Origin of the sequence: Tropicimonas isoalkanivorans, from assembly GCF_900112335.1 — a bacterium.
GTDB classification, from domain to species: Bacteria; Pseudomonadota; Alphaproteobacteria; order Rhodobacterales; family Rhodobacteraceae; genus Tropicimonas; species Tropicimonas isoalkanivorans.
The window spans coordinates 1-19,947 of the sequence record NZ_FOLG01000004.1 but is presented as its reverse complement, the minus strand read 5'-3'; the positions used below and the strand labels follow the sequence as shown (position 1 = coordinate 19,947).

The following is a 19,947-nucleotide window of genomic DNA, read 5'->3' as shown; positions in this document are numbered from 1 at the left end:
ACACCCCGATCGGCCGCTTCGCGCCCCGTATCGGTCGTTCCGGACGGCGTATGGAGGTGATCAAAAGCGAAGACGCTGTTGGGCCCAGGCACAGGCGCAATGTTCAGCTTGGCGGACGCGGTCAGGTAATTATGGCGGTTGGAGCTCCGCTAAACTCCTACTGGCGTACAAGGCAGTTCTTCAATCGCTCGGGAACCGGCTCGAAGCCGTGACCCGGCCGATCCGGGGCCATCGCCGTGCCGCTGCCCGAAAGAAGGATGGGCGGGTGGGCGAGATCGTCCGCGTAGAGCCGGCCTTCCGGAAAAATATCCGCCGCATAGGCCTGCCCCGGCAAGGTGGCCATGGCCATGGAAACTCCCTGCCCGACAAAGGACTCCAGCATCCCGCCAATCCAGCAAGGCACGTCGCGTTTAATGCAAAGCTTGTGGATTTCGATCGCGTTCGTCAGTCCACCGACGCGGCCGTGCTTGATGTTGATCCAGCGCGCCGCGCCAATATCGATCGCCTGCTCGGCACGCTTGACCGAGGTGATGCTCTCGTCCAGGCAGATTGGCGTATCCAGGTGTTCCTGAAGACGGGCATGATCGATCAGATCGTCGCCTGAAAGGGGCTGTTCGATCATCGTCAGCTGAAGCGCATCCAGCTCGCGAAACAGCGGAAGGTCCTCAAGCGTGAAGCCGCCGTTGCAGTCTATGTGAATCGTTGCGTCCGGAAAAGCCTCGCGGACGCGGCGGACCATCTCGAATCCGCTGTCGCGACGGAACTTCAGCTTCGTTCGCGGGAAGCCCGCCTCGATGGAGGCCGCGACATCGGCGAGCAGTTTTTGCACGCTGTCCTGCACCGGGATATCGGCGCCCACGGCGATTTCCGGATTCGTGCCGCCGATCAACGTCCAGAGCGACACGCCCTTCTTCTTTGCGACCAGGTCCCAGTAGGCGGTGTCGATTGCGCCCTTAGCGAATTGGTTCCCCTTGAAGCGCGATAGCTTGTGCTGAAGCTCTTGGCCGCTGGCGATAGACGTGCACTCGAGAAATGGCGCAAGGATGTTGCGGATGAGATGAGTGCAGCCGCCAGCCCACTCGGGCGAGAATTCTGGCGCCGCGTATGGCGCCGCCTCACCCCAGCCGATGTCGTCGCCACTCCTTATACGCACCAGCACGCTATCGATCGCGTGTTCTTCGCTGAACGCGGTCTTCCACGGCTGCTTGAGCGGCATGGCGACATGAAAGACATCGATCTTGTCGAGGCGCATCGGCGGCCCTCCATCCAATTCGTCGGGTTTCAGTTGCTGGAGTCCAGCTCGCCCAGCAGTTCCAGCATTTCTTCGATCCGGCCGAGGCGTTGCCGCGCCGGTTTGCCGGCGATGTGATTTGCGCGCGTGCAGATGAAATTGATGAGGCTGATGACACCGACATAGGAGTCGAAGAGCGAGGTTCCGCGCACGTGACAGGCAAGCGTCCAGGTCGCGAATTTCGTGGTCGTTACGGCGCGCCGGTCAGTGATGTAGGCAATCGGGACTTTCTGCTTCTGCATCAGTTCCATAGTCTTGCCGAGGGTCGGCGTCCGCCGCCTGAGGCCCACGGCGAAGATGAGATCCTTCTCGCCAAGGTCCGACATGTCCTCCATCAGCATCTGCCCCGCACTCGGCATGACCATGACGTTGGGACGCGTGTTGATGATCAGCCGACGCGCGTAGGCGGCAAAGAAGTGGCTGTTGCGGAAGCCGAGACAGACGATGCGCCGTGCCTTGACGATCTGCCGTGCCACGGCGAGAGCCGTTTCTTCGTCGATATTGTCCGCCGTGCGGCGCAGGCAGTCCATATCCTGTTCGAAATGCGCGGCAAGCGATCCCTGCTTGGCTTCCATGCGCATCGTTCCCGACGTCAGGAAGATAGGATCGCCGGTCGTCTGCGCCTGGCGGATTTCCTTCTGCATGTCTCGGAAGTCGTGATAGCCGAGCCGTTTGACGAACCGCGTGACAGCCGCCTTCGACGCGCCGGAGAGTTCCGCCAGTTCGGTCGCCGAGCACATGATGATATCGCCCGGATACTCCAGCACGCGGTCCGCCAGCGTGCGTTCGCTTGCCGGCATGGTGTCGTAGACCGCCTTGATACGGCGCTCGAAAGCCCTCGGCTTGGTCTGTTCCGTCTCATTTTTAGGCATGCGCGTCTCTTTGCCGGGCACGGCTGGGTCCACCGCTCGCCCTCATTGAAACAATTTTTTTAACCCTTTGACAAACTAAAATTCTCGTATCACCTTTCGGTTGTGTGGCGGCGCACAACGCCTTTCGAAACGAAGGCTCCGACGTACAGTTCGACAAAGGAGACATCAAATGTCTGTCAGGATGACTGTGGCCTTGACCGGCGCAATACTACTGGGCATCGCCGCGCCGACCATGGCCGACGACATCGTCTGGGCGCGCGATGGTGACATCGACTCGCTCGATCCACACCGCGCCACCTCCACCCTCTCGCGCCAGGTCTGGTACCAGATCTACGACTCCCTGCTGGAGTTCAATGATGCCGGCGAGCCGGTTCCGAACCTGGCGGAAAGTTGGGAGGTTGCCGACGACGGTACCGAGGTCACCTTCACACTTGCCGAGGGCATCGTCTGTCACGACGGTTCGCCGTTCAACGCCGACGATGTTGTCTGGACGGCTGAGCGCGCGCTTGGCGAGGACAATCCGAGCCTCACCAAAGCAAGCTGGGGGCCGATCACCTCGGTCGACAAGGTCGACGACCTGACGGTCAGCTTCAAATTCTCGAAGCCGTTCGGCGCCTTTGTGCCCTTCATGGCGGACCAGTTCACCTCGATGCTGTGCGACACCAACGCCGATGCGGACGGTTTCGGCGTCTCCTCGGCGCTCGGCACAGGACCATGGAAGTTCGCATCCTGGACCAAGGGGTCCGAGATCGTGCTCGGAAAGAACGCCGACTACGTCAATCGCGGCCGGCCCGTCGACAATGACGGCGCGCCGTTCGCCGACAGGCTCGTCGTGCGCACAATGCCGGAGGCGCAGACACGCGTCGCCGGATTGCGGACCGGCGAACTGAACGTCATCGCGCCGCCGATCCAGGAGGTGAAGTCGCTGCAGGAAGACGAGGCCGTCGACGTCCATGTCGCCACCGGCACCGGCCAGAACATGTTCCTGCAGTTCGCGGTCAACCGCCCGCCCTTCGATGACGCACGGGCACGCAGGGCCGTCTCTCACGCCATCGACAAGGATATGGCGATCCAGGTCGTCTACGGCGATCTCGTCGAACGGCAATATTGCCCGATATCACGCGGCGTCTTCGGCAACGATCCGGAATTCTGCAAGCAGTACGACCAGGATTACGATCCGGAACAGGCGCAGGCCCTGCTGTCGGAACTGGGCTACGGTCCGGACAACCCGATGGAGGTGACGCTGGCGACGTGGACGGGCGACAGCCGCGAACGCATGCTTCAGATGATCCAGAACCAGCTTTCGCAGGTCGGCATCCAGGCCAACATCGAGGTCATGGACATCGGAACGCTGAATGCGCGCGATACGCAGGAGAACAACCGGGAAGAGGGTCCGGGATACATGGACCTGATGGGCTGGACATGGTTCGACCCCGACCTGCTCTACCTTCTGTGGCACTCACCGGGCGCCTATGAAGGCTTCCACACGCCCGAGCTGGATGCGATCCTCGAGGAGATGCGCTCCACGGTCGAACCGGAGGCGCGCAAGGAAGTCGTGCAGCAGGCATTCAAGATCCTGCTCGAGGAAGCCGGCCAGGTGCCGATCTACACGCCGGGATGGGCCTGGCTCTACGCGGTTTCCGCCGACACGCCGGGCTTCAAGATCGGACCCTTCAACCGGGCTCAATTTGCCGCCATGCAGCCCTGATTGAAGCGCGGGCGGGCCCTGGCCCGCCCGCAATATCACTCGCCGGAGAGCCATGATGGACCGTTACCTGCTCCAGAGATCATTAGCCGCTTTGCTCACGATATGGATCACGACCATCGCGGTCTCGATGCTGATCCACCTCGTTCCCGGCGATCCGGTGCAGATCATGTACGCGCAGTCGCAGGGCACGACGCCGGAAGAGCTCGAAGAGGTGCGCCAGCGCCTCGGTCTCAACGAGCCGCTGGTCGTTCAGTATGTCCAGTACATGGGCCGCGTACTGCAGGGCAATCTCGGCACCACAATCCGCGGCGAACAGCCGGTGCTGGAACTGCTGCTGGAGCGGCTTCCCAACACGCTGGCGCTTGCCGGCGCCGCTCTGCTGATTGCATGTGTCATCGGCCTCGTCTCCGGGTTCATCGCCGCTTACAAGAGAGGCAGCTGGCTCGACACGTCCCTGATGACGACCGCCATCCTCGGTGTGTCGATGCCGCATTTCTGGCTCGGCCTGATCCTGCTCTTCTTCTTCGCCGTGCGGCTGCAATGGTTCCCCGTCGCCGGCAACGGTATCGAGAACCTCGTTCTGCCCGCGGTAACGCTGGGGGTCACCAACGCCGCGATTATCGCCCGTCTGACCCGATCCTCGATGATCGACGTGTTCGACCAGGATTTCATTCGCACGGCCCGCGCCAAGGGGCTTCCCAAGGCGATGGTGCTCTATGGCCATGCGCTGCGCGCCGGCCTCGTCCCGATCGTCACTATGATCGGCCTGCAGTTCACCTACATGATGGGCGGTGCGATCGTGGTCGAGAACGTCTTCGGATGGAACGGCGTCGGCCGCATGGCCATCCAGGCCATCTTCCAGCGCGACTACCCGCTCATACAGGGCTTCATCCTGATGTTTGCCTGCATCGTCGTGACGGTGTCGCTGCTGATGGACGTCATCTACGCGTGGCTCGATCCGCGCATCCGGTACTGAGGCGGGGACCATGCAGCAACGCGTTCGCAATGCAATGGCCATCGCATCTGCCGCAGGCAGCCACGTCGATCCCGTGCCCGATACGCAGGGCCGCTGGTATGTCTTCGCCCGCAACCTCCATACCGTCTTCAGCGCGGCCACGGCCAACAGGGGTGCGAAACTCGGGTTTTTTCTGGTTCTCGCGCTGATCGTCGTGGCGATCTTTGCGCCGCTGATCGCGCCTTACCCGGCCGACCAGATGGGCGCCGGCATGTCCCTGCTTCCGCCGAACGGCGACTACTGGTTCGGGACCGACGAGTTCGGCCGCGACATCTTCAGCCGGGTCATCTACGGCGCGCGACTGACGATCCAGGTCGGCCTCATCGCGGTCGGCATCTCGCTGACCATCGGAACCATAACCGGGCTGGTCGCGGGCTATGCCGGTGGCTGGACAGAGCGGGTTCTGATGCGCCTCGTCGACGTCGTGTTTTCCTTCACTGAGACCCTGATCGCGCTGGCCGCCGTCGCCGTGCTCGGGCCGAGCCTGACGAACGCGATGATCGCCGTCGGCGTCGCCGCCATCCCGTTCTATGCCCGCGTCGCGTATTCGGTGACGCTGGTCGAGCGCAATCGCGCCTATTTCGATGCAGCCTACGTCGCCGGCGCCGGCCATCTGCGACTGATCTTCGTCCACCTGCTGCCCAACATCGTGCCTCCGCTGATCGTCGTGGCGACGCTCGGTGTCTCGTCCGCGGTCTTGGCAGCAGCCGGGCTCAGCTTCCTGGGCCTCGGCGCACAACCGCCATCACCGGAATGGGGCGCGATGCTTTCGGCCGGCCGCGACTATTTCACCCTGGCCCCGTGGATCATGATCTATCCCGGGGTGGCGATCATGATCGTCGTGCTGGCATTCAACCTTCTCGGCGACGGCATCCGAGAAGCACTCGATCCGAGGCAGAAATCATGAGTGACGTCGCCATGAACGACCTGTCCGAGACGCCGGTCCGGACGAGGGCAACCGATGCAAAGACGGTACTGGCCGTCGAGGACCTGTGCACCGACTTCCGGACCAAGGCCGGTTCGGTACGCGCGGTGGACGGCGTTTCCTTCGAATTGAAGGCGGGCGAGATCCTGGCGATCGTCGGAGAGAGCGGTTCGGGCAAGAGCGTCACCTCGCTGTCAATCATGGGGCTGATCCCGGAGCCGCCCGGGCGGATCGCCGGGGGCCGGGTCTTCTTCGACGGGCAGGACCTGACGAAACTCACTGACCGGCAGTTGCAGAAACTGCGCGGCTCGAGCCTTTCGATGATCTTCCAGGAGCCGATGACGTCGCTCAATCCGGTGCTCAGCATCGGCCGCCAGATGACCGAGGGGATCAGGCAGCATCTGGGAATGAGCGCGGATCAGGCGCGCAGACACGCCGTCGAGATGATGCGCCGGGTCAGCATTCCCGCGCCGGAGCACCGGCTGAAGGAATATCCACATCAGTTCTCTGGCGGCATGCTCCAGCGCATCATGATCGCCATCGCCATGTCCTGCAATCCGAAGGTGCTGATCGCCGACGAACCGACGACGGCGCTGGACGTGACCATCCAGGCGCAAATACTGGAACTGATGCAGGAACTGCGCGACATGACCGGCGCCGCGATCATGTTGATCACGCACGACATGGGCGTCGTGGCGGAAACGGCCGACCGCGTGATCGTCATGTATGCCGGCCAGAAGATCGAGGAAGGCAGTGTCGAAGAGGTCTTCCGCGCGCCTCGCCATCCCTACACGCTGGGGTTGCTCGGTGCCCTGCCTCGCCTCGGACAGGCCGGCGCAGTGGGCGACACGGAGCTGAACGAGATCCCGGGTGTGGTGCCGCCCCTGACCGACCTGCCGCCCGGCTGCCGCTTTTCCGACCGCTGCTCCTACGCGACCGACAAGTGCCGCGCCGAGACGCCACCGCTGGAGACGAAGCGCCCCGGCCATATTGCCGCCTGCTGGCATTCCGACGAACTGGAGAGCCCCACATGACTCCCGCCCCCGTCCTCGCCGTGCAAGGTCTGGTGAAACGCTTTCCGATGCGCGGGGGTCGTTTCGTCAACGCCGTCAACGGCGTGTCGCTCGAGATCCGCCCCGGAGAGACGCTCGGACTGGTGGGCGAAAGCGGCTGCGGCAAGTCGACCGTCGGCAAACTGATCATGAAGCTCCACGACCCGACCGAAGGTGCCATCGTGGTGCGCGGCCAGAACATCGCCGGCCTGAGCCGGCGGCTCATGAAGCCCGTGCGTCGGCAAATCCAGACGATCTTCCAGGACCCCTACGGCTCCCTCAACCCGCGCATGACGGCCGGCGCCATCGTCGGCGAGCCGCTGAAGATCCACGGCATCGCTTCTGGCCGCGACCTGACGCGCAGGGTGGCCGAGGTTTTCGAGAAGGTCGGTCTGCGGGCGGACCAGATGACGCGCTTTCCGCACGAGTTCTCGGGCGGGCAACGACAGCGCCTGTCGATCGCGCGGGCGCTCATCGTCGATCCCGAGATCATCATCGCCGACGAACCCGTCTCGGCGCTGGACGTCTCGATCCAGGCCTCGGTGATCAACCTGCTGATCCGCCTGCAGAAGGAGATGGGGCTGTCGCTCCTCTTCATCTCGCACGACATGAGCGTGGTCGAGCACGTCAGCCACCGCGTCGCGGTGATGTATCTCGGACGCATCGTCGAGATCGGGCCGCGCGACATGCTCTTTTCCAATCCGCAGCATCCTTACACGCAGGCGCTTCTGTCCGCCGTGCCGGTCGCCAAGCCCGGCGCGCGCAGGCGCGAGCGCATCGTCCTGAAGGGCGACGTGCCGAGCCCGGTCGATCCGCCACCCGGATGCCATTTCCACACCCGCTGCCCGATCGCCGAAGACATCTGTCGTCAGAAGGCGCCGGCGCTCAACACAGTGGACGGCGAACACCGTGCGGCGTGCCACCTGCGCGCCCCGGATGCACCCGCCGCACGAAGCGCCGCATGACGATCGGTATCGGGGCGCTTGGACCGAATGCCGGCCTCGCCGTCTTCAAGGCATTGCAGGCGGCCGAACGGGTCGGGACGGGCTCGATCGGCGGCTTCGCCGTATTCGCCGCCATTGCGGAAGACGGAACGCTCCATACCGCCGAAACGCAGCGTGGCGGCACGTCGACACTCTTCACCGAGGGCGAGACGACCGGTACCGTACCTCCTCCGAGCGTGGCCTCCGCTCGCCGTGCGGCGGTCATGTCGAGCGGACCCGACCGGCCCTCGCCGCTCTCCCAGTTCCTCGCCGCCGATCCGGCAATCGGTCTCGTGACCGGGCATCGCCTGCCGAACGCCGAAGGAGATGACGGCGTTCCGCTCAACAAGGCCGTTCTCGCCGCAATGGGCAGGGGCTTGGACGCGCAGGCCGCCTTGGCCCAGGTGTTCGAGGCCAATCCCGAGGCCGACGCGGGCATGATCGCGCTGGGGCCGCATGCAGGGATTGCGGCCCGGAATAGCCGCCTCGTCGCAAGCCGCCCCGATCTCGGTGGCGCGCGGCGCACGGCAGGTTCGGCAACCGTCGCAATCCTTCACAACGCCATCGCGCCGCATGCCAGCCTTGCGGCGCTGGTCGCGGACATCGCGCTGGGCATCATGCAGCCCGACCCGGAGCCCGCAGGTTCGATCGCCGTCTGCGCTGGCACGCCGCTGGTCCTGGCGGAGGCGCATCGCGTCATCATCGATGCCGATGGCGAGGTGCAGCGGATCGAGACCGATGCGCAGAGGCTGCTGTCAGGCGAACGCAACTGCGCCGCCATCTATCTGGGAGCTCCGGTTGTCCGCGACGGTGTGGTAATCGGGACGACCCTTGTCGAGCCGAACGTGGTGGTCCGGGACGGCCGTGTGGTCAGCCTGAGCGGGCAAGCCCGCTTTTCCATCTCCTACGCCGCCAAGCGGGGTGATGGCGAATGAACGACGGGACTTCGACGCTCGAGCATCTCGACTGCTTGGTAAGCTTTCCCTCGGTGTGTACCGCCGAAAACTATTGCGACATCGCCGACTACATAGTCGATCATCTGCAGTCGATCGGGTTTCGCTGCTTTCGCCTGCCCAACCAGACGGGGACGCGGGCCGGCATCTTCGCGGCGATCGGACCGGAACAGCCCGGCGGCGTGCTGCTGTCAGCGCATCTCGATGTCGTCCCTGTCGACGGCCAGGCCTGGACGGCGGATCCCTTCCGGCTTACCCACCGCGGCGGGAAGCTTTACGGCCGCGGCACATGCGATATGAAAGGCTTTGCCGCGGCGGCCCTTGCAGCCGCGGACCGGGCGGCAAGGCAAAAACTTGCAAAACCGCTGAAGCTTGCTTTCTCCTATGACGAGGAAATCGGCTGCGTCGGCATCGCGGAGATGATCGGCCAACTCGATGACACGATCGGCAAGCCGGACTGCTGCGTGGTCGGGGAACCGACATCGATGCGCGTCGCCACCGGACACAAGGGCAAGACCTCCTACCGCGTGACCTTTCACGGCAGTTCCGGACATTCCGCCTCGGCGCCACGCCATCTGAACGCGCTTCATCTCGCCACGGATTTCATTGGCATTTTGCGCGACGTTCAGGAGGAACTGGAAAAGACCGGCGTGCGTGACAGCGCATACGACATCGCCTTTTCCACGGTCCATGCCGGCGTGCTTTCCGGCGGCACCGCGCTCAACGTCGTGCCGGAGGCCGCCGTCCTCGAATTCGAGATCAGGCATCTCGCCGCAGAGGAACCAGCAGGAATACTCGGGCGTATTGAGAACGCGAGCGACCGTCTCCTCGCCGGCCATCTTCGCGTACATCCCGATGCCCGCATCGACATCGAGGAAACGAACGCCTATCCGGGGCTCGAGACAGCGTCGGAAGGAAGGGCCGCCACACTGGCCTTCGCCACAGGCGGGCTCGCTCCGGCCACCAAGGTAAGCTTCGGCACCGAAGCCGGTTTCTTCCAGAAAGCGGGCATCCCGACGGTGGTATGCGGACCGGGGAACATGGAGCAGGCACATAAACCCGACGAATACATCGAGGAAACCCAGCTCGCCGCATGCGATGCGATGCTGGACCGGCTGCTCGGTCGCCTAAGCGCCTGAACATTTCGGCAGCCATGGCATAGCCGGCACCGAAAATGCCCGCTATGAGGCAATAATCATCTACAAGCCGACCGACCGCTACCGGCTCCATTCGAGACATTTGCCTATTGGTACGGCACGGCCTCTTCGTCCGCATAGCGGACCAACACGGATTGCGACCTCCCCCCCAAAAAAATTTCGTCCCGCTGTCGAATCCGCCCCTGCCCGTTCGACCAATGTACGAGGAGGCCCGGAACCTCGGCCCTCACGAAATTGGAAACGGCAAGGAGACCCCATGGCACAGGCCATACCCTACCTCGGATTCGACGGCACCTGCGCGGAGGCGATGCGGCTCTATGAGGGTGTGCTCGGCCTCGGCGCGACGCTGGAGATGATGCTGCGCGGCGCGGATACGCCGATGGCCCCCGAGATGCCGCCCGACGAGGCCAACCGGATCGTGCACGCCCGGCTGCGGTTCGACGATGGCTCCTATATCTTCGCCGGCGACGCTCCGGCCTGCATGCCGTACGATGGCATCAAGGGCATTACGATCACCATGACCTACCCGACCGTCGCCGAGGCCCAACGCGTCTTCGAGGCGCTTGCCGAGGGCGGCACGGTGACCATGGCCTTTGCGCCGGCCTTCTACGCCAAGGGCGCGGGCATGCTTGTCGACCGCTTCGGGACGCCCTGGGCGATCAACGGCGAAGTGACGATGTAGGCGGCGCCGGTACCGGCCTTCCCGCAACATGTGAAAGGAAACGCGCATGAAATACCTTTGCCTCGTCTATCTCGACCAGGAGAACTGGAGTGCCTGCCCCGATCCGGTCTGCGCCGACTACGCGCAGGGGCTGGAGGAGAGCAAGCGCCTGCTGGCCGCCGAGCCGCTGCACCCCGTCCACACCGCGACCACAGTGCGGGTGCGGAACGGCCAGGTGCAGCTTTACGACGGCCCGTTCGCGGAGACCAAGGAGCTGCTCGCCGGCTTCTACCTTGTGGAGGCAAACGACCTCAACGAGGCGATCCAGATCGCGAGTGGCATCCCGCCTGCGAAGCACGGCGCCATCGAAGTCCGCCCCGTTCGCCAGCTCGACCTCGGTCAAGCCGCCGAGTGACACGGCGGGACACCGACCCCCATTCAGCCCCATTGCCCCCCGCCGGACGCGGGAAGGAGGACACATGAGCACCCAAACAACATTCCTCGCCGTTTTTCTCGGCAGCCAGACCAGCGCGCGCATGCAGGACTGGAAGGCGTTGGACGACGACACCCGCAAGGCCAGGGAACAGGAGGGCATGGCCGCCTGGCAAGCCTGGACGGAGCGCCACTCCGACGCCATCGTCGAGATCGGCGGGCCGCTCGGCAAGACGCGGCGCGTGTCGGCGGACGGCATCGAGGAGGTGAGCAACGCGCTCGGCGGATTCTCGATCGTTCGGGCGGAAAGCCACGAGGCGGCGGCGAAGCTTTTCGAGGACCACCCGCATTACACCATTTTCCCGGGCGACGCGGTCGAGGTCATGCCGATCCTGTCGATCCCCGACATGTGAGCCCACCGGACCCGAAGGAGACGCCCTATGCCCAGTACGATCCGTCTGCACCGTGTGCTCGCGGCCTCGCCCGAGAAGGTCTACCGCGCCTTCCTCGAACCCGATGCGCTCGCGAAATGGCTCCCGCCCGACGGCTTCGCCTGCACCGTGCACGAGTTCGAGCCGAATGCCGGCGGTCGCTTCCGCATGAGCTTTCGCAACTTCACGACCGGGGACAGCCATGCCTTCGGGGGAAGTTTCGTCGAGCTCACGCCGGGCGAGCGGGTGCGATACACCGACGCCTTCGACGACCCGAACCTGCCGGGGGAGATGCAGGTGACTGTCACGATTGTGCCGGTTTCGGTGGGAGCGGATGTGCAGATCGTTCAGGAGGGCGTGCCGGACCTGATCCCGGCAGAGGCGTGCTATCTGGGTTGGCAGCAGTCGCTCGACAATCTCAAGCGGCTGATCGAGCCGGAGATCCCCGGCTGAGGGGCCGGGACGCGGGGGAGGACAGATGCCGACATTCGTGACGATCGGATACGGGGATCGCGCCGGCTACGACCGGACGGCGCCTGCGCTGCGGGACGCCGCCCACGCGGCCGACGCGGCGCTTCGCCAGGCGGGCGCAGTGATGGGCGTGGCCGGGGGGCCGGTGCAGGTCCGCAACCCCGGGGCGGCGGGCGTGGCGACAGAGGATGGGCCTTTCATGGCCTCGGCGTTGCCGGTGGCGGGGTTCGCCCTCATCGAGGCGGAGAGCCTTGCGGAGGCTGTCGCTCTGGTCGCGAAAACGCCCTGCGCGGTGGCCCACGGGGTGGTCGAGGTCTGGCCGCTTCTCGAGGCGCCATAGGCCGCCCGGGGAGGTGAGTGAAGGGAGGGCAAGTGGATGCGGAAGATCCGGATCATCGAACACATGTCGCTCGACGGGGTGATCCAGGCGCCGGGTGCGCCGGACGAGGACGGCGACTACGCCCACGGCGGATGGGCGATGCCGTTTAGCGACCCCGCGGTGGGAGAGGCCATTGAGGCAGTCTACGGGCAGAGCTTCGACCTGCTCATCGGGCGGCGGACCTACGACATCTTTGGCAGCTACTGGCCGAAGCGGCGCGGGCCGTTGGCCGACAGTTTGAACGGCGCGACAAAGTTCGTCGCGACGCACGGGGCGCGGAGCCTCGACTGGGGGCCCGCGGAAGCGCTCGGCGCGGATATCGTCGCGGGCATCCGCCGCGTGAAGGCGACGGAGGGGCCGGACCTGGTCACCTGGGGAAGCTCGACGCTGACGCCGGTGTTGGTGGAGCAGGACCTCGCCGACGAGATCGTGCTGCTGGTGGCGCCGGTTCTGCTCGGCGCGGGCAAGCGCTTTTTCCGGGAGGGTTTCGGGGCGCGCGAACTGAGGCTCGTCGGGATCGAGCGCGCGGGCTCGGGGGTGATCATCAGCCGGTATCAGCCGGCGGGGCCGCTTCGGACGGGCTCCTACGACCGGCCAGTGGACTGAACCGACGCGCCGGACCGGCCCGGCATGCGGGCGGGCGATGTTCCAAGCAAGGACAAGGAGGACGACCATGACCGAACTCGTAACCTGCCTGTGGTATGACCACGGCGAAGCCGGCAAGGCGGCAGAGTTCTATGCCGCCACCTTCCCCGACAGCCACGTCGGCCGCACGAACCCCGCCCCGACCGACTTCCCCGGCGGCCGGGAGGGCGCCGAGCTGACCGTGGAATTCACCGTGCTCGGGCGGCCCTTCCTGGGCCTGAACGGCGGACCGACGTTCACACCGAACGAATCCGTGAGCTTCATGGTGATGACCGAGAGCCAGGAGGAGACCGACCGCTACTGGGACGCCATCGTCGGTGGCGGCGGCACCGAGAGCGCCTGCGGCTGGTGCAAGGATCGGTGGGGGCATTCCTGGCAGATTACGCCGCGGCGGCTGATGGAGCTCACGACGGACCCTGACCGCGCCAAGGCGAAGCGCGCGATGGAGGCGATGATGACCATGCAGAAGATCGACATTGCCGCGCTGGACCGCGCGGCGGCGGAAAGCTGAGGGAGGACCCCGCATGACCTACGTAGACGGTTTCGTGATCGCCGTTCCGACGGCAAACAGGGAGGCGTTCATCGACCACGCCCGGCGGGCTGACGGGGTGTTCCTCGACCTCGGGGCGCTCCGGGTGGTCGAATGCTGGGGAGACTCCGTGCCGGAGGGGACCCTGACCGACTTCCGCCGGGCCGTGCAGGCGGAGGACGGCGAGACGGTCGCCTTCTCTTGGGTCGAGTGGCCGGACAAGGCGACGCGTGACGCGGCCTACGCGACGATGACCGACTGGATGAACACCCCCGAGTCGGCCGACCCGCGCATGGACCCGGCGAAGAACCCGATGCCGTTCGATGGCAAACGCCTGATCTACGGCGGCTTCGTCCCGGTGGTGGACGTCGCGCCGGATGCGCATGGCGAGGACGCGTAGCCATGGCCGGGACATCCCGCACCCGCGTCCAGCATTTTGCCGTTTCGCTGGACGGCTTCGGCACGGGCGTCGGCCTCAGCCGCGAGGCGCCGTTCGGCCACGCCGGGCACAAGCTGCACGAGTGGATGTTCGCGACCCGATGGGGCCGCCAGATGTTCGGCCAGGAGGGCGGCACACGGGGGATCGATGACGCCCTTGTGCGGCAGTTCTCGCACGGCATCGGTGCCGAGATCATGGGGGCCGGCAAGTTCGGCCCGCCCGGCTGGCACGAGGATCCGGACTGGACCGGCTGGTGGGGTGCGAACCCGCCGTTCCACACGCCGGTCTTCGTTCTCACCCACCACCCGCGCCCGCCCCTTGAGATGGAGGGCGGCACCACGTTCCACTTCCTGGACGCAGCGCCTGCCGAGGCCCTCGCGGCGGCCCGCGACGCGGCAGGCGGCATGGATGTGCGGATTGGCGGGGGGCCGAGCATGGTCCGGGACTTCGTCGCCGCCGGGTTGGTCGATCACATGCACATCGTGGTGGTCCCGGTCCTTCTCGGCCGGGGCGTCCGCCTTTGGGATGGGATGGAGTCGCTCGAGGATCGCTATGATATCGAGATGGTCGCGTCACTGAGCGGGGTGATGCACGTCATGCTGGCCCGCACGGGCGGCTGAGGCCGGAACGGGTGAGGCTTCGCAGCACCCGTCGCGTGACCGCTCAGACCCGAGTAGCTCTGTTGGAAGAGGCCCATGGTCCCCGCTACGAACGGCATTTCGATCGACTGAGATCCCGCCGCTGGCAAGGAATATGCCGCCACGCTTGTTCGATGCGCCCGAGCCAGATCCGTGGCTTTGAGTCCGCTGCGCAACCACGGCTTGTTCTCACACACAGTCAACACCTTGAATTGAGGGTCGGTCTGGCGCCTGCCGGAGCCTTCGAAACGGACTCGGCGCAGGACGGGAACGACAAAGCCCGCGCGACTGATGTCTCTGAGACGCTCGCCGACCTGAAGCCCGTCCCGCGCTTACCCAGCTTCGCGTTCCGTGACTACTCAGATGAGGCGTGGATATGGGCGAGCCGTCTGCCCGCTGAAAAGTGGCCCGTCCTGAAGAAGGCTTCGTGCCAGTTGCTCGTCGCGCGCGACGCGCCCGCATCCCGGTACGGGTGCCATGGCTACCGCCGTATCGCTTCTCTGCTTAAGGAGGCCGTGTGGACGGCCGAAGTGAAGCGCGTGGAGTGGATCTGGCGGTCGGAGGGGCTGACGGTCACTCCGGCACCGACAAGGTGTGAAAGCCATTTGCCCATCAAACAGGAAAATGCCGTAACCAGTTGGATATAAACCATTTCTTGGAATGTGGAACGTCGAGCATCTTTGACTCAATGGGGCTGGTTTTCTGCATCTTGCCAAGGGGCAGCGTCACGCAATATTGGCCCAAACGTCAAGCATTTCTGACCCAAACCGGACCTTGGGCGCGGCGTGGGGCAAGGGCCGGTAAGCGGACAAAGCGAGCATTCACTATTGCTGAGCCAATGACCGCTTTGGAAAACGCTCGCCTCCGGAAAGCGTTCAAGAACCGTGATTAACTCCGCTCAATGGCAATGACTGTGTCAATCACCACAGCGCTCTGCCCCTTCGGGCCTATCGCAGCTCGCTCGATGGGTCCGACAAAGACGTTCCGCCAATCGTCTGTGTTCAGAGCCAGGTCCACCAGCTCGTCTTGTGCAGTTGGATAGACCGTATCTGGATCAGCCCATGACCAAGGGGCGCGTGAACCATGTGCAACGATCAAAAGAAGCCCGCCCTGAGCGACGGATTGCGCGGCACGGCGCAGAGCTTGAACCCGCCCAAAATCGACCGGTGAATGGAAAAACATCGCTGTCACCAAGTCGAATTTTCCAGTTGGAAAGGTCATACCCAGGTCATGCCGTTCAAATGTCGTTCGATCTGAGACGTTCGCTTCCTGCGCGGATGCACGGGCCGCACTCAACGCGGCCTCGGCAACATCAACCCCTGTGACCGTCCATCCTTGCTTTGCCAGCCAGATTGCGTCGTCGCCACGGGCGCACCCCAGTTCAAGCGCGATTCCGATTGGTCGCGCCTCGACAAACTGCTTCAAAACGGCGGAGACACGGCCGCCAGACGGACGAGTCATTTTGGCGTAATGTGGTTCCCAAAAATCTTGCGAGGAGTTTGATGAGTTATCGGTCATTGTGGGGGCTTTCTGTGGCGATAGGCTGACACTCCAAGGCCGAGGGCCAAGGCCGCAAAGACGGCCATCGAATAGAGCGTGGCTTGTGATGCGGCATGGACAAAACGGGACGCGGCCTCTGCTCCCACTTCCATGTCGTCCTCGCCGAGACGGGAGAAGAATATCTGACCTGCGATTGCGATCCCGAGGGCTGCGCCGACTTGTTGGAACGCTTGCATGGCACCAGAACCGGCCCCTGCATCTTGCGCTTCAACGCTCGACATTGTGACCTGAAACAGCGACATGACCGCCGTTCCCATGCCAAAGCCGCAGATGATCAACGGCACCGTGAACAGATACGGGTTCAGGTCAGTCCCAACGCCGTTGATCACGACCCGAAGTCCAATCATGCCGATCGTCAGAAGTGCAGCACCGCACGCAATTCTGAGTGTCAGATACGCGTTTCCAAAGCGTGATGTGAGTGTGGACGCCAGCATGACGCCGACAGGGAAGGGCGTGGTCACAAGGCCGCTTTGCAGGGCTGACAGGCCAAACCCGGATTGCAGGAAGATGGCGAGGACAAGGAACAGACCGGGGATGCCGGAGAAGAACAAGATCACCAGCCCAAGGCGGATCAGGTAGGGCCGGTTTTGTAAAAGTCCCTCGGGCATCAGCGCGGACAAGCTGCGTTTGCTCAGGCGGCGTTCCCAAAGCACAAAGCCGGCCATCATTGGCCCACAGGCCAAGAGTGCCGCAAACGTCCACCACGGCCAGCCAAGGACTCGACCCTCGATCAGCGGCAGAACCAAAAGAACGATTGCCCCGGCAAACAATCCCGTCCCGATCCAGTCAGGGCGCAACGTGGTGTCAGTCTCCAGATCAGGGACAAAGCGCAGTGCGCCGATCAAGGCGACCGCACCAAGCGGAACATTGATCAGGAAGGCCAGCCGCCAGCCCAGCCCCGCTAAATCAGTGGTAATCAACGCGCCGCCAATGATCGGCCCTGCGACGACGCCAAGGCTGGAGACTGTACCAAACAGACCAAAGACCCGGGCCTTTTCATCCGGTGGAAAGATCACATGCACAATCGCAAGAACCTGCGGCACCATCATTGCGGCGAAACTCCCCTGCGCCGTGCGGGCCGCAATCAAGGTCAGTATATCAGGTGCGACCCCGCAAAGAACGGATGCGGCAGTGAACCCAAGCAGGCCCCACAGGAACATGCGACGGCGTCCGAACACATCACCGAAGCGACCAAAGGGCAGCAGGCCCACGGCAAGGGCAAGAACGTAGACTGCCGCCACCCATTCAAGCTGGGTCGCTGTCGCACCCGTGTCCGCTTGTATGCGCGGTAGGGCGACATTCACGATGCTGACGTCAATCAGGTTCATGAAGCTGGCAAGGAACAGAACGGCCAAGGCCATCCACCTGTCGGAGCGCGGCTCGTGCTGAGACACATCGGCCATGGTACTTTTGAAAATATTCATGTAACATCAAATGTACCATAATACACCAAGAGTCAATCTCTTGTGTTTTCAAATGTTACATATGAGCGATGGAGACCCAAAATGCGTCAGGATAAAAGACTTTCCCGCGTTCTTCATGCCCTTCTCCATCTTGACGGCATGGACGAGCCAGCAACATCAGAATTGATCGCGCAGATGTTGCAGACCAATTCCGCCGTGGTGCGCCGCACGATGGCAGGGCTGCGCGACGCGGGAATTGTCACGTCCACGAAGGGGCATGGCGGCGGCTGGATTTTGATGAAGCCGTTGAACGAAGTCACCCTGCTTTCCATTTACAAGGCCCTAGGATCACCGACCTTGTTTGCGCTTGGCAATGATGAGGATGAGCCAACCTGTCTGCTTGCCCGCGAAGCGAACGCCGCCACGACCGAAGCGTTGAACGCAGCGCGGATTCAATTTGAGCGATCACTTGGTGCAGTGACGGTCGCCCAGCTAACAGCAGGCTGGCGACAAGAAATGGCGAACTGCAACGTAGCTTCATAGGTTTTGAGCAAGAGAGTCGCAACGATATCATAAGGCAAGTGATCAAAAGCAAATCACGTAAGTGGACATTCATGCACCGCGCAGCATCGTGCACTTTGGGCTCGAACCTGCCGTTAGCCGCAGCATCCACGAACGACCGCTTGCGCGGAACTCGCAATATGTGCGGGCAGTCTTATTAAGATCTGGCGGTCAATCGTCCTCATATGCAGTGGCGATCACATGAGAATACGCAGCCTTAATTGCTATGGTCGTTCTCGCCCCATAGGTCATCCATGAAGGCCTTCACGTCAGACACAGACAACGTTGCGGTGAGGCCAAGCGCTTTCACTTTATTTTGCAGCACCTCGACACGTTCGGAAAGTGTCTCAGGTTCGCGCCCTATCTGATCTCGAAGGCCTTTGCCCTGCTTTTCTGGGGTCGTCACTACTACACCTCCTGCGCCAGCGCCTGCCTATCTTATCATGAAGTGCCGGACGTGCCAAAGCTCACGAAGCCTTACTTGCTGGACGCTTGAACCATCGAATTTAGTCTCTTCGGGCAGTTTTCCGCAAGGGCGGGAGCCCCCTAGATAGGTGAGGTCTTCGCGTTTCCCGTCTTTGCTATTCTCAACCGCTCCGTCACAAGCGGCGCGCTAGAGATACCGGTGCCCATATGCTTGCCCACTCGGTGCCGCATCTGACAGGCTAGAGTACTGGAAATCTTGCGGAAACTTACTCAATCAGGCAGGACAGGCGATCATAGGTGTCTTTCAGGATGATCACAAAGGCACGGCCGTTCCCAGCTCTGACGTAGACAGGACCCTGAGCGACCAATTCCAATACCGCATCCGCGTTTTCACGTAAGAATTCGACGGACACTTCCATTTCTCGGTCTCGGCTCGAGGTGTCGAAATACTCTTCGATAAGCAGTGCGGCCTGCTCCTCTGGCGTAACACCATTCTTTTTCCCGAGGTCGCAGAGCGCGGAGAATTCAGTGTCAGACAGCTCAATGGTGTGATTTTCAGCCATGATTGCATCCCCCTTCCAGGACATCGATTGGATAAACCCTTACTGGTCCAGCATTGCAAGTTATGGGCGCAACGCCGTCACGGTCGAGCTTTCGGGCAAGGTGGATAGGTCTAATGCCTTGCTTTTTCGCCAGCTGCCCGAGGGTGACATATTGCTGCTCGAACGCAGAGATGCTTTGTTTAGTAATGTATCGCTTGCAGTGATTGGTATCAGGGTTCCTGCGCGAAATTTCTTCTAGGTATCCCGCATCTCTTAGGCGCCTGACCCCGGCGACGTTGACGATGAGATATCTGGCCGCTTCTTCCGCAGTGAGATCACCGATGAGTTTGGCCAGCGCCTTATGGGACAGTAGTCCCCAATCAACTTCAATCGCCTGTAGCCCAACTCCATCGCCCCGACAGAGTTTGCCTTCAAGTTTGCCCCGCACCCAAAGGTCAATGATTTTGACCTGCTCCCCTGAAAAGTCTGCAATTTCGAGTTAGTCTGTTCCTTACAAAGGAGACAGACGATGGGCGTTGTTGCAGAACTCAGCCGGTGAAGGATTCACATCGGGAATTCATGCGGTTAGACGAGGTACATGAGCAAGCCCAAGCCCGCCCGCTACCGCACAACGAACTGGTCCACCTACAACGATGCGCTCAGGAAGCGCGGGTCGCTGCTGATCTGGCTGGACAAGGAGATGGTCTGGCACGCGCCGCATGAGGGACGCCCAGGGCGCCCGCCGGTCTTTTCGAATGCCGCGATCCAGTTCTGCCTATCGATCAAGGTTCTGTTCAAGCTGCCGCTCAGGCAGACAGCCGGGATGGTCGCGAGCCTCCTGCGCCTGGCAGGGCTGGACTGGCCCGTTCCGGAC

25 protein-coding genes and 1 pseudogene are annotated in these 19,947 nt (G+C 63.1%); 20 read left to right on the top strand and 6 right to left on the bottom strand.

Features of this window, described 5'->3' with window-relative positions:
- Positions 1–157: 157 nt before the first annotated feature.
- Both menC and BM075_RS09050 read right to left on the bottom strand, forming a co-directional pair.
- Positions 158–1,252 carry an o-succinylbenzoate synthase gene (gene menC / locus BM075_RS09055; protein ID WP_093360361.1) on the bottom strand — a complete coding sequence of 365 codons (1,095 nt, stop codon included), beginning with the start codon at positions 1,250–1,252 and terminating at the stop codon, positions 158–160.
- A gap of 29 nt (positions 1,253–1,281) precedes the next feature.
- Positions 1,282–2,163: a MurR/RpiR family transcriptional regulator gene (locus BM075_RS09050; RefSeq protein ID WP_143089844.1), complete on the bottom strand. Its 882-nt coding sequence runs from the start codon at positions 2,161–2,163 to the stop codon at positions 1,282–1,284.
- A 169-nt stretch (positions 2,164–2,332) separates the two neighbouring features.
- Between BM075_RS09050 and BM075_RS09045 the strand changes: the two genes are divergently transcribed.
- The 17 genes and pseudogenes from BM075_RS09045 to BM075_RS24795 all read left to right on the top strand — a co-directional run.
- Positions 2,333–3,871 carry an ABC transporter substrate-binding protein gene (locus BM075_RS09045; protein WP_245758800.1) on the top strand — a complete coding sequence of 513 codons (1,539 nt, stop codon included), beginning with the start codon at positions 2,333–2,335 and terminating at the stop codon, positions 3,869–3,871.
- A 55-nt stretch (positions 3,872–3,926) separates the two neighbouring features.
- Entirely contained in the window at positions 3,927–4,847 is a 921-nt protein-coding gene (locus BM075_RS09040) for an ABC transporter permease (protein WP_093360359.1), read from the top strand.
- A gap of 10 nt (positions 4,848–4,857) precedes the next feature.
- Positions 4,858–5,793: a nickel transporter permease gene (nikC, locus tag BM075_RS09035; protein ID WP_245758799.1), complete on the top strand. Its 936-nt coding sequence runs from the start codon at positions 4,858–4,860 to the stop codon at positions 5,791–5,793.
- The gene (locus tag BM075_RS09030; protein ID WP_245758798.1) at positions 5,790–6,845 is read left to right on the top strand and encodes an ABC transporter ATP-binding protein; all 1,056 of its coding nucleotides are present in this window, start codon (positions 5,790–5,792) and stop codon (positions 6,843–6,845) included. The genes nikC and BM075_RS09030 overlap by 4 nt, the downstream gene beginning before the upstream one ends.
- Positions 6,842–7,828 (top strand): ABC transporter ATP-binding protein, encoded by a 987-nt coding sequence (locus tag BM075_RS09025; RefSeq protein WP_093360358.1) that lies wholly within the window; start codon positions 6,842–6,844, stop codon positions 7,826–7,828. The genes BM075_RS09030 and BM075_RS09025 overlap by 4 nt, the downstream gene beginning before the upstream one ends.
- On the top strand, positions 7,825–8,781 hold the full coding sequence (locus tag BM075_RS09020) for a DUF6963 family protein (protein ID WP_093360357.1): 957 nt from the start codon (positions 7,825–7,827) through the stop codon (positions 8,779–8,781). The genes BM075_RS09025 and BM075_RS09020 overlap by 4 nt, the downstream gene beginning before the upstream one ends.
- Complete coding sequence (gene argE, locus BM075_RS09015; RefSeq protein WP_093360356.1) at positions 8,778–9,938, top strand: acetylornithine deacetylase; 1,161 nt, start codon at positions 8,778–8,780, stop codon at positions 9,936–9,938. Before BM075_RS09020 ends, argE begins: the two co-directional genes overlap by 4 nt.
- Before the next feature lie 274 nt (positions 9,939–10,212).
- Positions 10,213–10,638, top strand: coding sequence for a VOC family protein (locus tag BM075_RS09010; RefSeq protein WP_093360355.1), 426 nt, complete (start codon positions 10,213–10,215; stop codon positions 10,636–10,638).
- Positions 10,639–10,684: 46 nt separating this feature from the next.
- Positions 10,685–11,032 (top strand): YciI family protein, encoded by a 348-nt coding sequence (locus BM075_RS09005; RefSeq protein ID WP_093360354.1) that lies wholly within the window; start codon positions 10,685–10,687, stop codon positions 11,030–11,032.
- A gap of 64 nt (positions 11,033–11,096) precedes the next feature.
- The gene (locus tag BM075_RS09000) at positions 11,097–11,462 is read left to right on the top strand and encodes a YciI family protein (protein WP_093360353.1); all 366 of its coding nucleotides are present in this window, start codon (positions 11,097–11,099) and stop codon (positions 11,460–11,462) included.
- A 27-nt stretch (positions 11,463–11,489) separates the two neighbouring features.
- The gene (locus BM075_RS08995; RefSeq protein ID WP_093360352.1) at positions 11,490–11,933 is read left to right on the top strand and encodes an SRPBCC family protein; all 444 of its coding nucleotides are present in this window, start codon (positions 11,490–11,492) and stop codon (positions 11,931–11,933) included.
- A gap of 25 nt (positions 11,934–11,958) precedes the next feature.
- Positions 11,959–12,291, top strand: coding sequence for a YciI family protein (locus BM075_RS08990; protein WP_093360351.1), 333 nt, complete (start codon positions 11,959–11,961; stop codon positions 12,289–12,291).
- 36 nt (positions 12,292–12,327) lie between these two features.
- A complete protein-coding gene (locus BM075_RS08985; protein ID WP_093360350.1) occupies positions 12,328–12,936 on the top strand; it encodes a dihydrofolate reductase family protein in 609 nt (202 codons plus the stop codon).
- Between the two features lie 67 nt (positions 12,937–13,003).
- A complete protein-coding gene (locus BM075_RS08980) occupies positions 13,004–13,486 on the top strand; it encodes a VOC family protein (protein ID WP_093360349.1) in 483 nt (160 codons plus the stop codon).
- Positions 13,487–13,499: 13 nt separating this feature from the next.
- A complete protein-coding gene (locus BM075_RS08975) occupies positions 13,500–13,904 on the top strand; it encodes a DUF1428 domain-containing protein (protein WP_093360348.1) in 405 nt (134 codons plus the stop codon).
- A gap of 2 nt (positions 13,905–13,906) precedes the next feature.
- Complete coding sequence (locus BM075_RS08970; protein WP_093360347.1) at positions 13,907–14,563, top strand: dihydrofolate reductase family protein; 657 nt, start codon at positions 13,907–13,909, stop codon at positions 14,561–14,563.
- A gap of 470 nt (positions 14,564–15,033) precedes the next feature.
- A pseudogene (locus tag BM075_RS24795) lies at positions 15,034–15,156 on the top strand (IS3 family transposase); the annotation flags it as partial.
- Between the two features lie 313 nt (positions 15,157–15,469).
- Here the strand turns inward: BM075_RS24795 and BM075_RS08960 are convergent.
- Positions 15,470–16,099 (bottom strand): SAM-dependent methyltransferase, encoded by a 630-nt coding sequence (locus tag BM075_RS08960; protein WP_093360345.1) that lies wholly within the window; start codon positions 16,097–16,099, stop codon positions 15,470–15,472.
- The gene (locus BM075_RS08955) at positions 16,096–17,565 is read right to left on the bottom strand and encodes an MFS transporter (RefSeq protein WP_245758797.1); all 1,470 of its coding nucleotides are present in this window, start codon (positions 17,563–17,565) and stop codon (positions 16,096–16,098) included. The genes BM075_RS08960 and BM075_RS08955 overlap by 4 nt, the downstream gene beginning before the upstream one ends.
- An 81-nt stretch (positions 17,566–17,646) precedes the next feature.
- Between BM075_RS08955 and BM075_RS08950 the strand changes: the two genes are divergently transcribed.
- A complete protein-coding gene (locus tag BM075_RS08950) occupies positions 17,647–18,087 on the top strand; it encodes an Rrf2 family transcriptional regulator (RefSeq protein WP_093360344.1) in 441 nt (146 codons plus the stop codon).
- A gap of 235 nt (positions 18,088–18,322) precedes the next feature.
- Here the strand turns inward: BM075_RS08950 and BM075_RS08945 are convergent, their stop codons facing one another.
- Positions 18,323–18,511 carry a hypothetical protein gene (locus tag BM075_RS08945; RefSeq protein ID WP_093360343.1) on the bottom strand — a complete coding sequence of 63 codons (189 nt, stop codon included), beginning with the start codon at positions 18,509–18,511 and terminating at the stop codon, positions 18,323–18,325.
- A 286-nt stretch (positions 18,512–18,797) separates the two neighbouring features.
- Positions 18,798–19,094 (bottom strand): hypothetical protein, encoded by a 297-nt coding sequence (locus tag BM075_RS08940; RefSeq protein ID WP_093360342.1) that lies wholly within the window; start codon positions 19,092–19,094, stop codon positions 18,798–18,800.
- Here BM075_RS08940 and BM075_RS24130 point away from each other — a divergent pair.
- The gene (locus BM075_RS24130; protein ID WP_143089843.1) at positions 19,093–19,332 is read left to right on the top strand and encodes a hypothetical protein; all 240 of its coding nucleotides are present in this window, start codon (positions 19,093–19,095) and stop codon (positions 19,330–19,332) included. The two genes, BM075_RS08940 and BM075_RS24130, sit on opposite strands and share 2 nt — an antisense overlap.
- A gap of 339 nt (positions 19,333–19,671) precedes the next feature.
- The coding region (locus BM075_RS08935; RefSeq protein ID WP_177208302.1) for a transposase at positions 19,672–19,947 on the top strand (276 nt) is incomplete at its 3' end.

What these genes read in the sequence shown, in the direction of transcription:
- BM075_RS08950 (WP_093360344.1), top strand. Translation starts at nt 17,647, where the DNA reads ATGCGTCAGGATAAAAGACTTTCCCGCGTTCTTCATGCCCTTCTCCAT.
- nikC (WP_245758799.1), top strand. Translation starts at nt 4,858, where the DNA reads ATGCAGCAACGCGTTCGCAATGCAATGGCCATCGCATCTGCCGCAGGC.
- menC (WP_093360361.1), bottom strand. Translation starts at nt 1,252, where the DNA reads ATGCGCCTCGACAAGATCGATGTCTTTCATGTCGCCATGCCGCTCAAG.
- BM075_RS09005 (WP_093360354.1), top strand. Translation starts at nt 10,685, where the DNA reads ATGAAATACCTTTGCCTCGTCTATCTCGACCAGGAGAACTGGAGTGCC.
- BM075_RS09000 (WP_093360353.1), top strand. Translation starts at nt 11,097, where the DNA reads ATGAGCACCCAAACAACATTCCTCGCCGTTTTTCTCGGCAGCCAGACC.
- argE (WP_093360356.1), top strand. Translation starts at nt 8,778, where the DNA reads ATGAACGACGGGACTTCGACGCTCGAGCATCTCGACTGCTTGGTAAGC.
- BM075_RS08960 (WP_093360345.1), bottom strand. Translation starts at nt 16,099, where the DNA reads ATGACCGATAACTCATCAAACTCCTCGCAAGATTTTTGGGAACCACAT.
- BM075_RS08985 (WP_093360350.1), top strand. Translation starts at nt 12,328, where the DNA reads ATGCGGAAGATCCGGATCATCGAACACATGTCGCTCGACGGGGTGATC.
- BM075_RS08995 (WP_093360352.1), top strand. Translation starts at nt 11,490, where the DNA reads ATGCCCAGTACGATCCGTCTGCACCGTGTGCTCGCGGCCTCGCCCGAG.
- BM075_RS09010 (WP_093360355.1), top strand. Translation starts at nt 10,213, where the DNA reads ATGGCACAGGCCATACCCTACCTCGGATTCGACGGCACCTGCGCGGAG.
- BM075_RS09050 (WP_143089844.1), bottom strand. Translation starts at nt 2,163, where the DNA reads ATGCCTAAAAATGAGACGGAACAGACCAAGCCGAGGGCTTTCGAGCGC.
- BM075_RS09045 (WP_245758800.1), top strand. Translation starts at nt 2,333, where the DNA reads ATGTCTGTCAGGATGACTGTGGCCTTGACCGGCGCAATACTACTGGGC.
- BM075_RS09025 (WP_093360358.1), top strand. Translation starts at nt 6,842, where the DNA reads ATGACTCCCGCCCCCGTCCTCGCCGTGCAAGGTCTGGTGAAACGCTTT.
- BM075_RS08980 (WP_093360349.1), top strand. Translation starts at nt 13,004, where the DNA reads ATGACCGAACTCGTAACCTGCCTGTGGTATGACCACGGCGAAGCCGGC.
- BM075_RS09030 (WP_245758798.1), top strand. Translation starts at nt 5,790, where the DNA reads ATGAGTGACGTCGCCATGAACGACCTGTCCGAGACGCCGGTCCGGACG.
- BM075_RS09040 (WP_093360359.1), top strand. Translation starts at nt 3,927, where the DNA reads ATGGACCGTTACCTGCTCCAGAGATCATTAGCCGCTTTGCTCACGATA.
- BM075_RS24130 (WP_143089843.1), top strand. Translation starts at nt 19,093, where the DNA reads ATGATTGCATCCCCCTTCCAGGACATCGATTGGATAAACCCTTACTGG.
- BM075_RS08975 (WP_093360348.1), top strand. Translation starts at nt 13,500, where the DNA reads ATGACCTACGTAGACGGTTTCGTGATCGCCGTTCCGACGGCAAACAGG.
- BM075_RS08970 (WP_093360347.1), top strand. Translation starts at nt 13,907, where the DNA reads ATGGCCGGGACATCCCGCACCCGCGTCCAGCATTTTGCCGTTTCGCTG.
- BM075_RS08940 (WP_093360342.1), bottom strand. Translation starts at nt 19,094, where the DNA reads ATGGCTGAAAATCACACCATTGAGCTGTCTGACACTGAATTCTCCGCG.
- BM075_RS08990 (WP_093360351.1), top strand. Translation starts at nt 11,959, where the DNA reads ATGCCGACATTCGTGACGATCGGATACGGGGATCGCGCCGGCTACGAC.
- BM075_RS08955 (WP_245758797.1), bottom strand. Translation starts at nt 17,565, where the DNA reads ATGAATATTTTCAAAAGTACCATGGCCGATGTGTCTCAGCACGAGCCG.
- BM075_RS09020 (WP_093360357.1), top strand. Translation starts at nt 7,825, where the DNA reads ATGACGATCGGTATCGGGGCGCTTGGACCGAATGCCGGCCTCGCCGTC.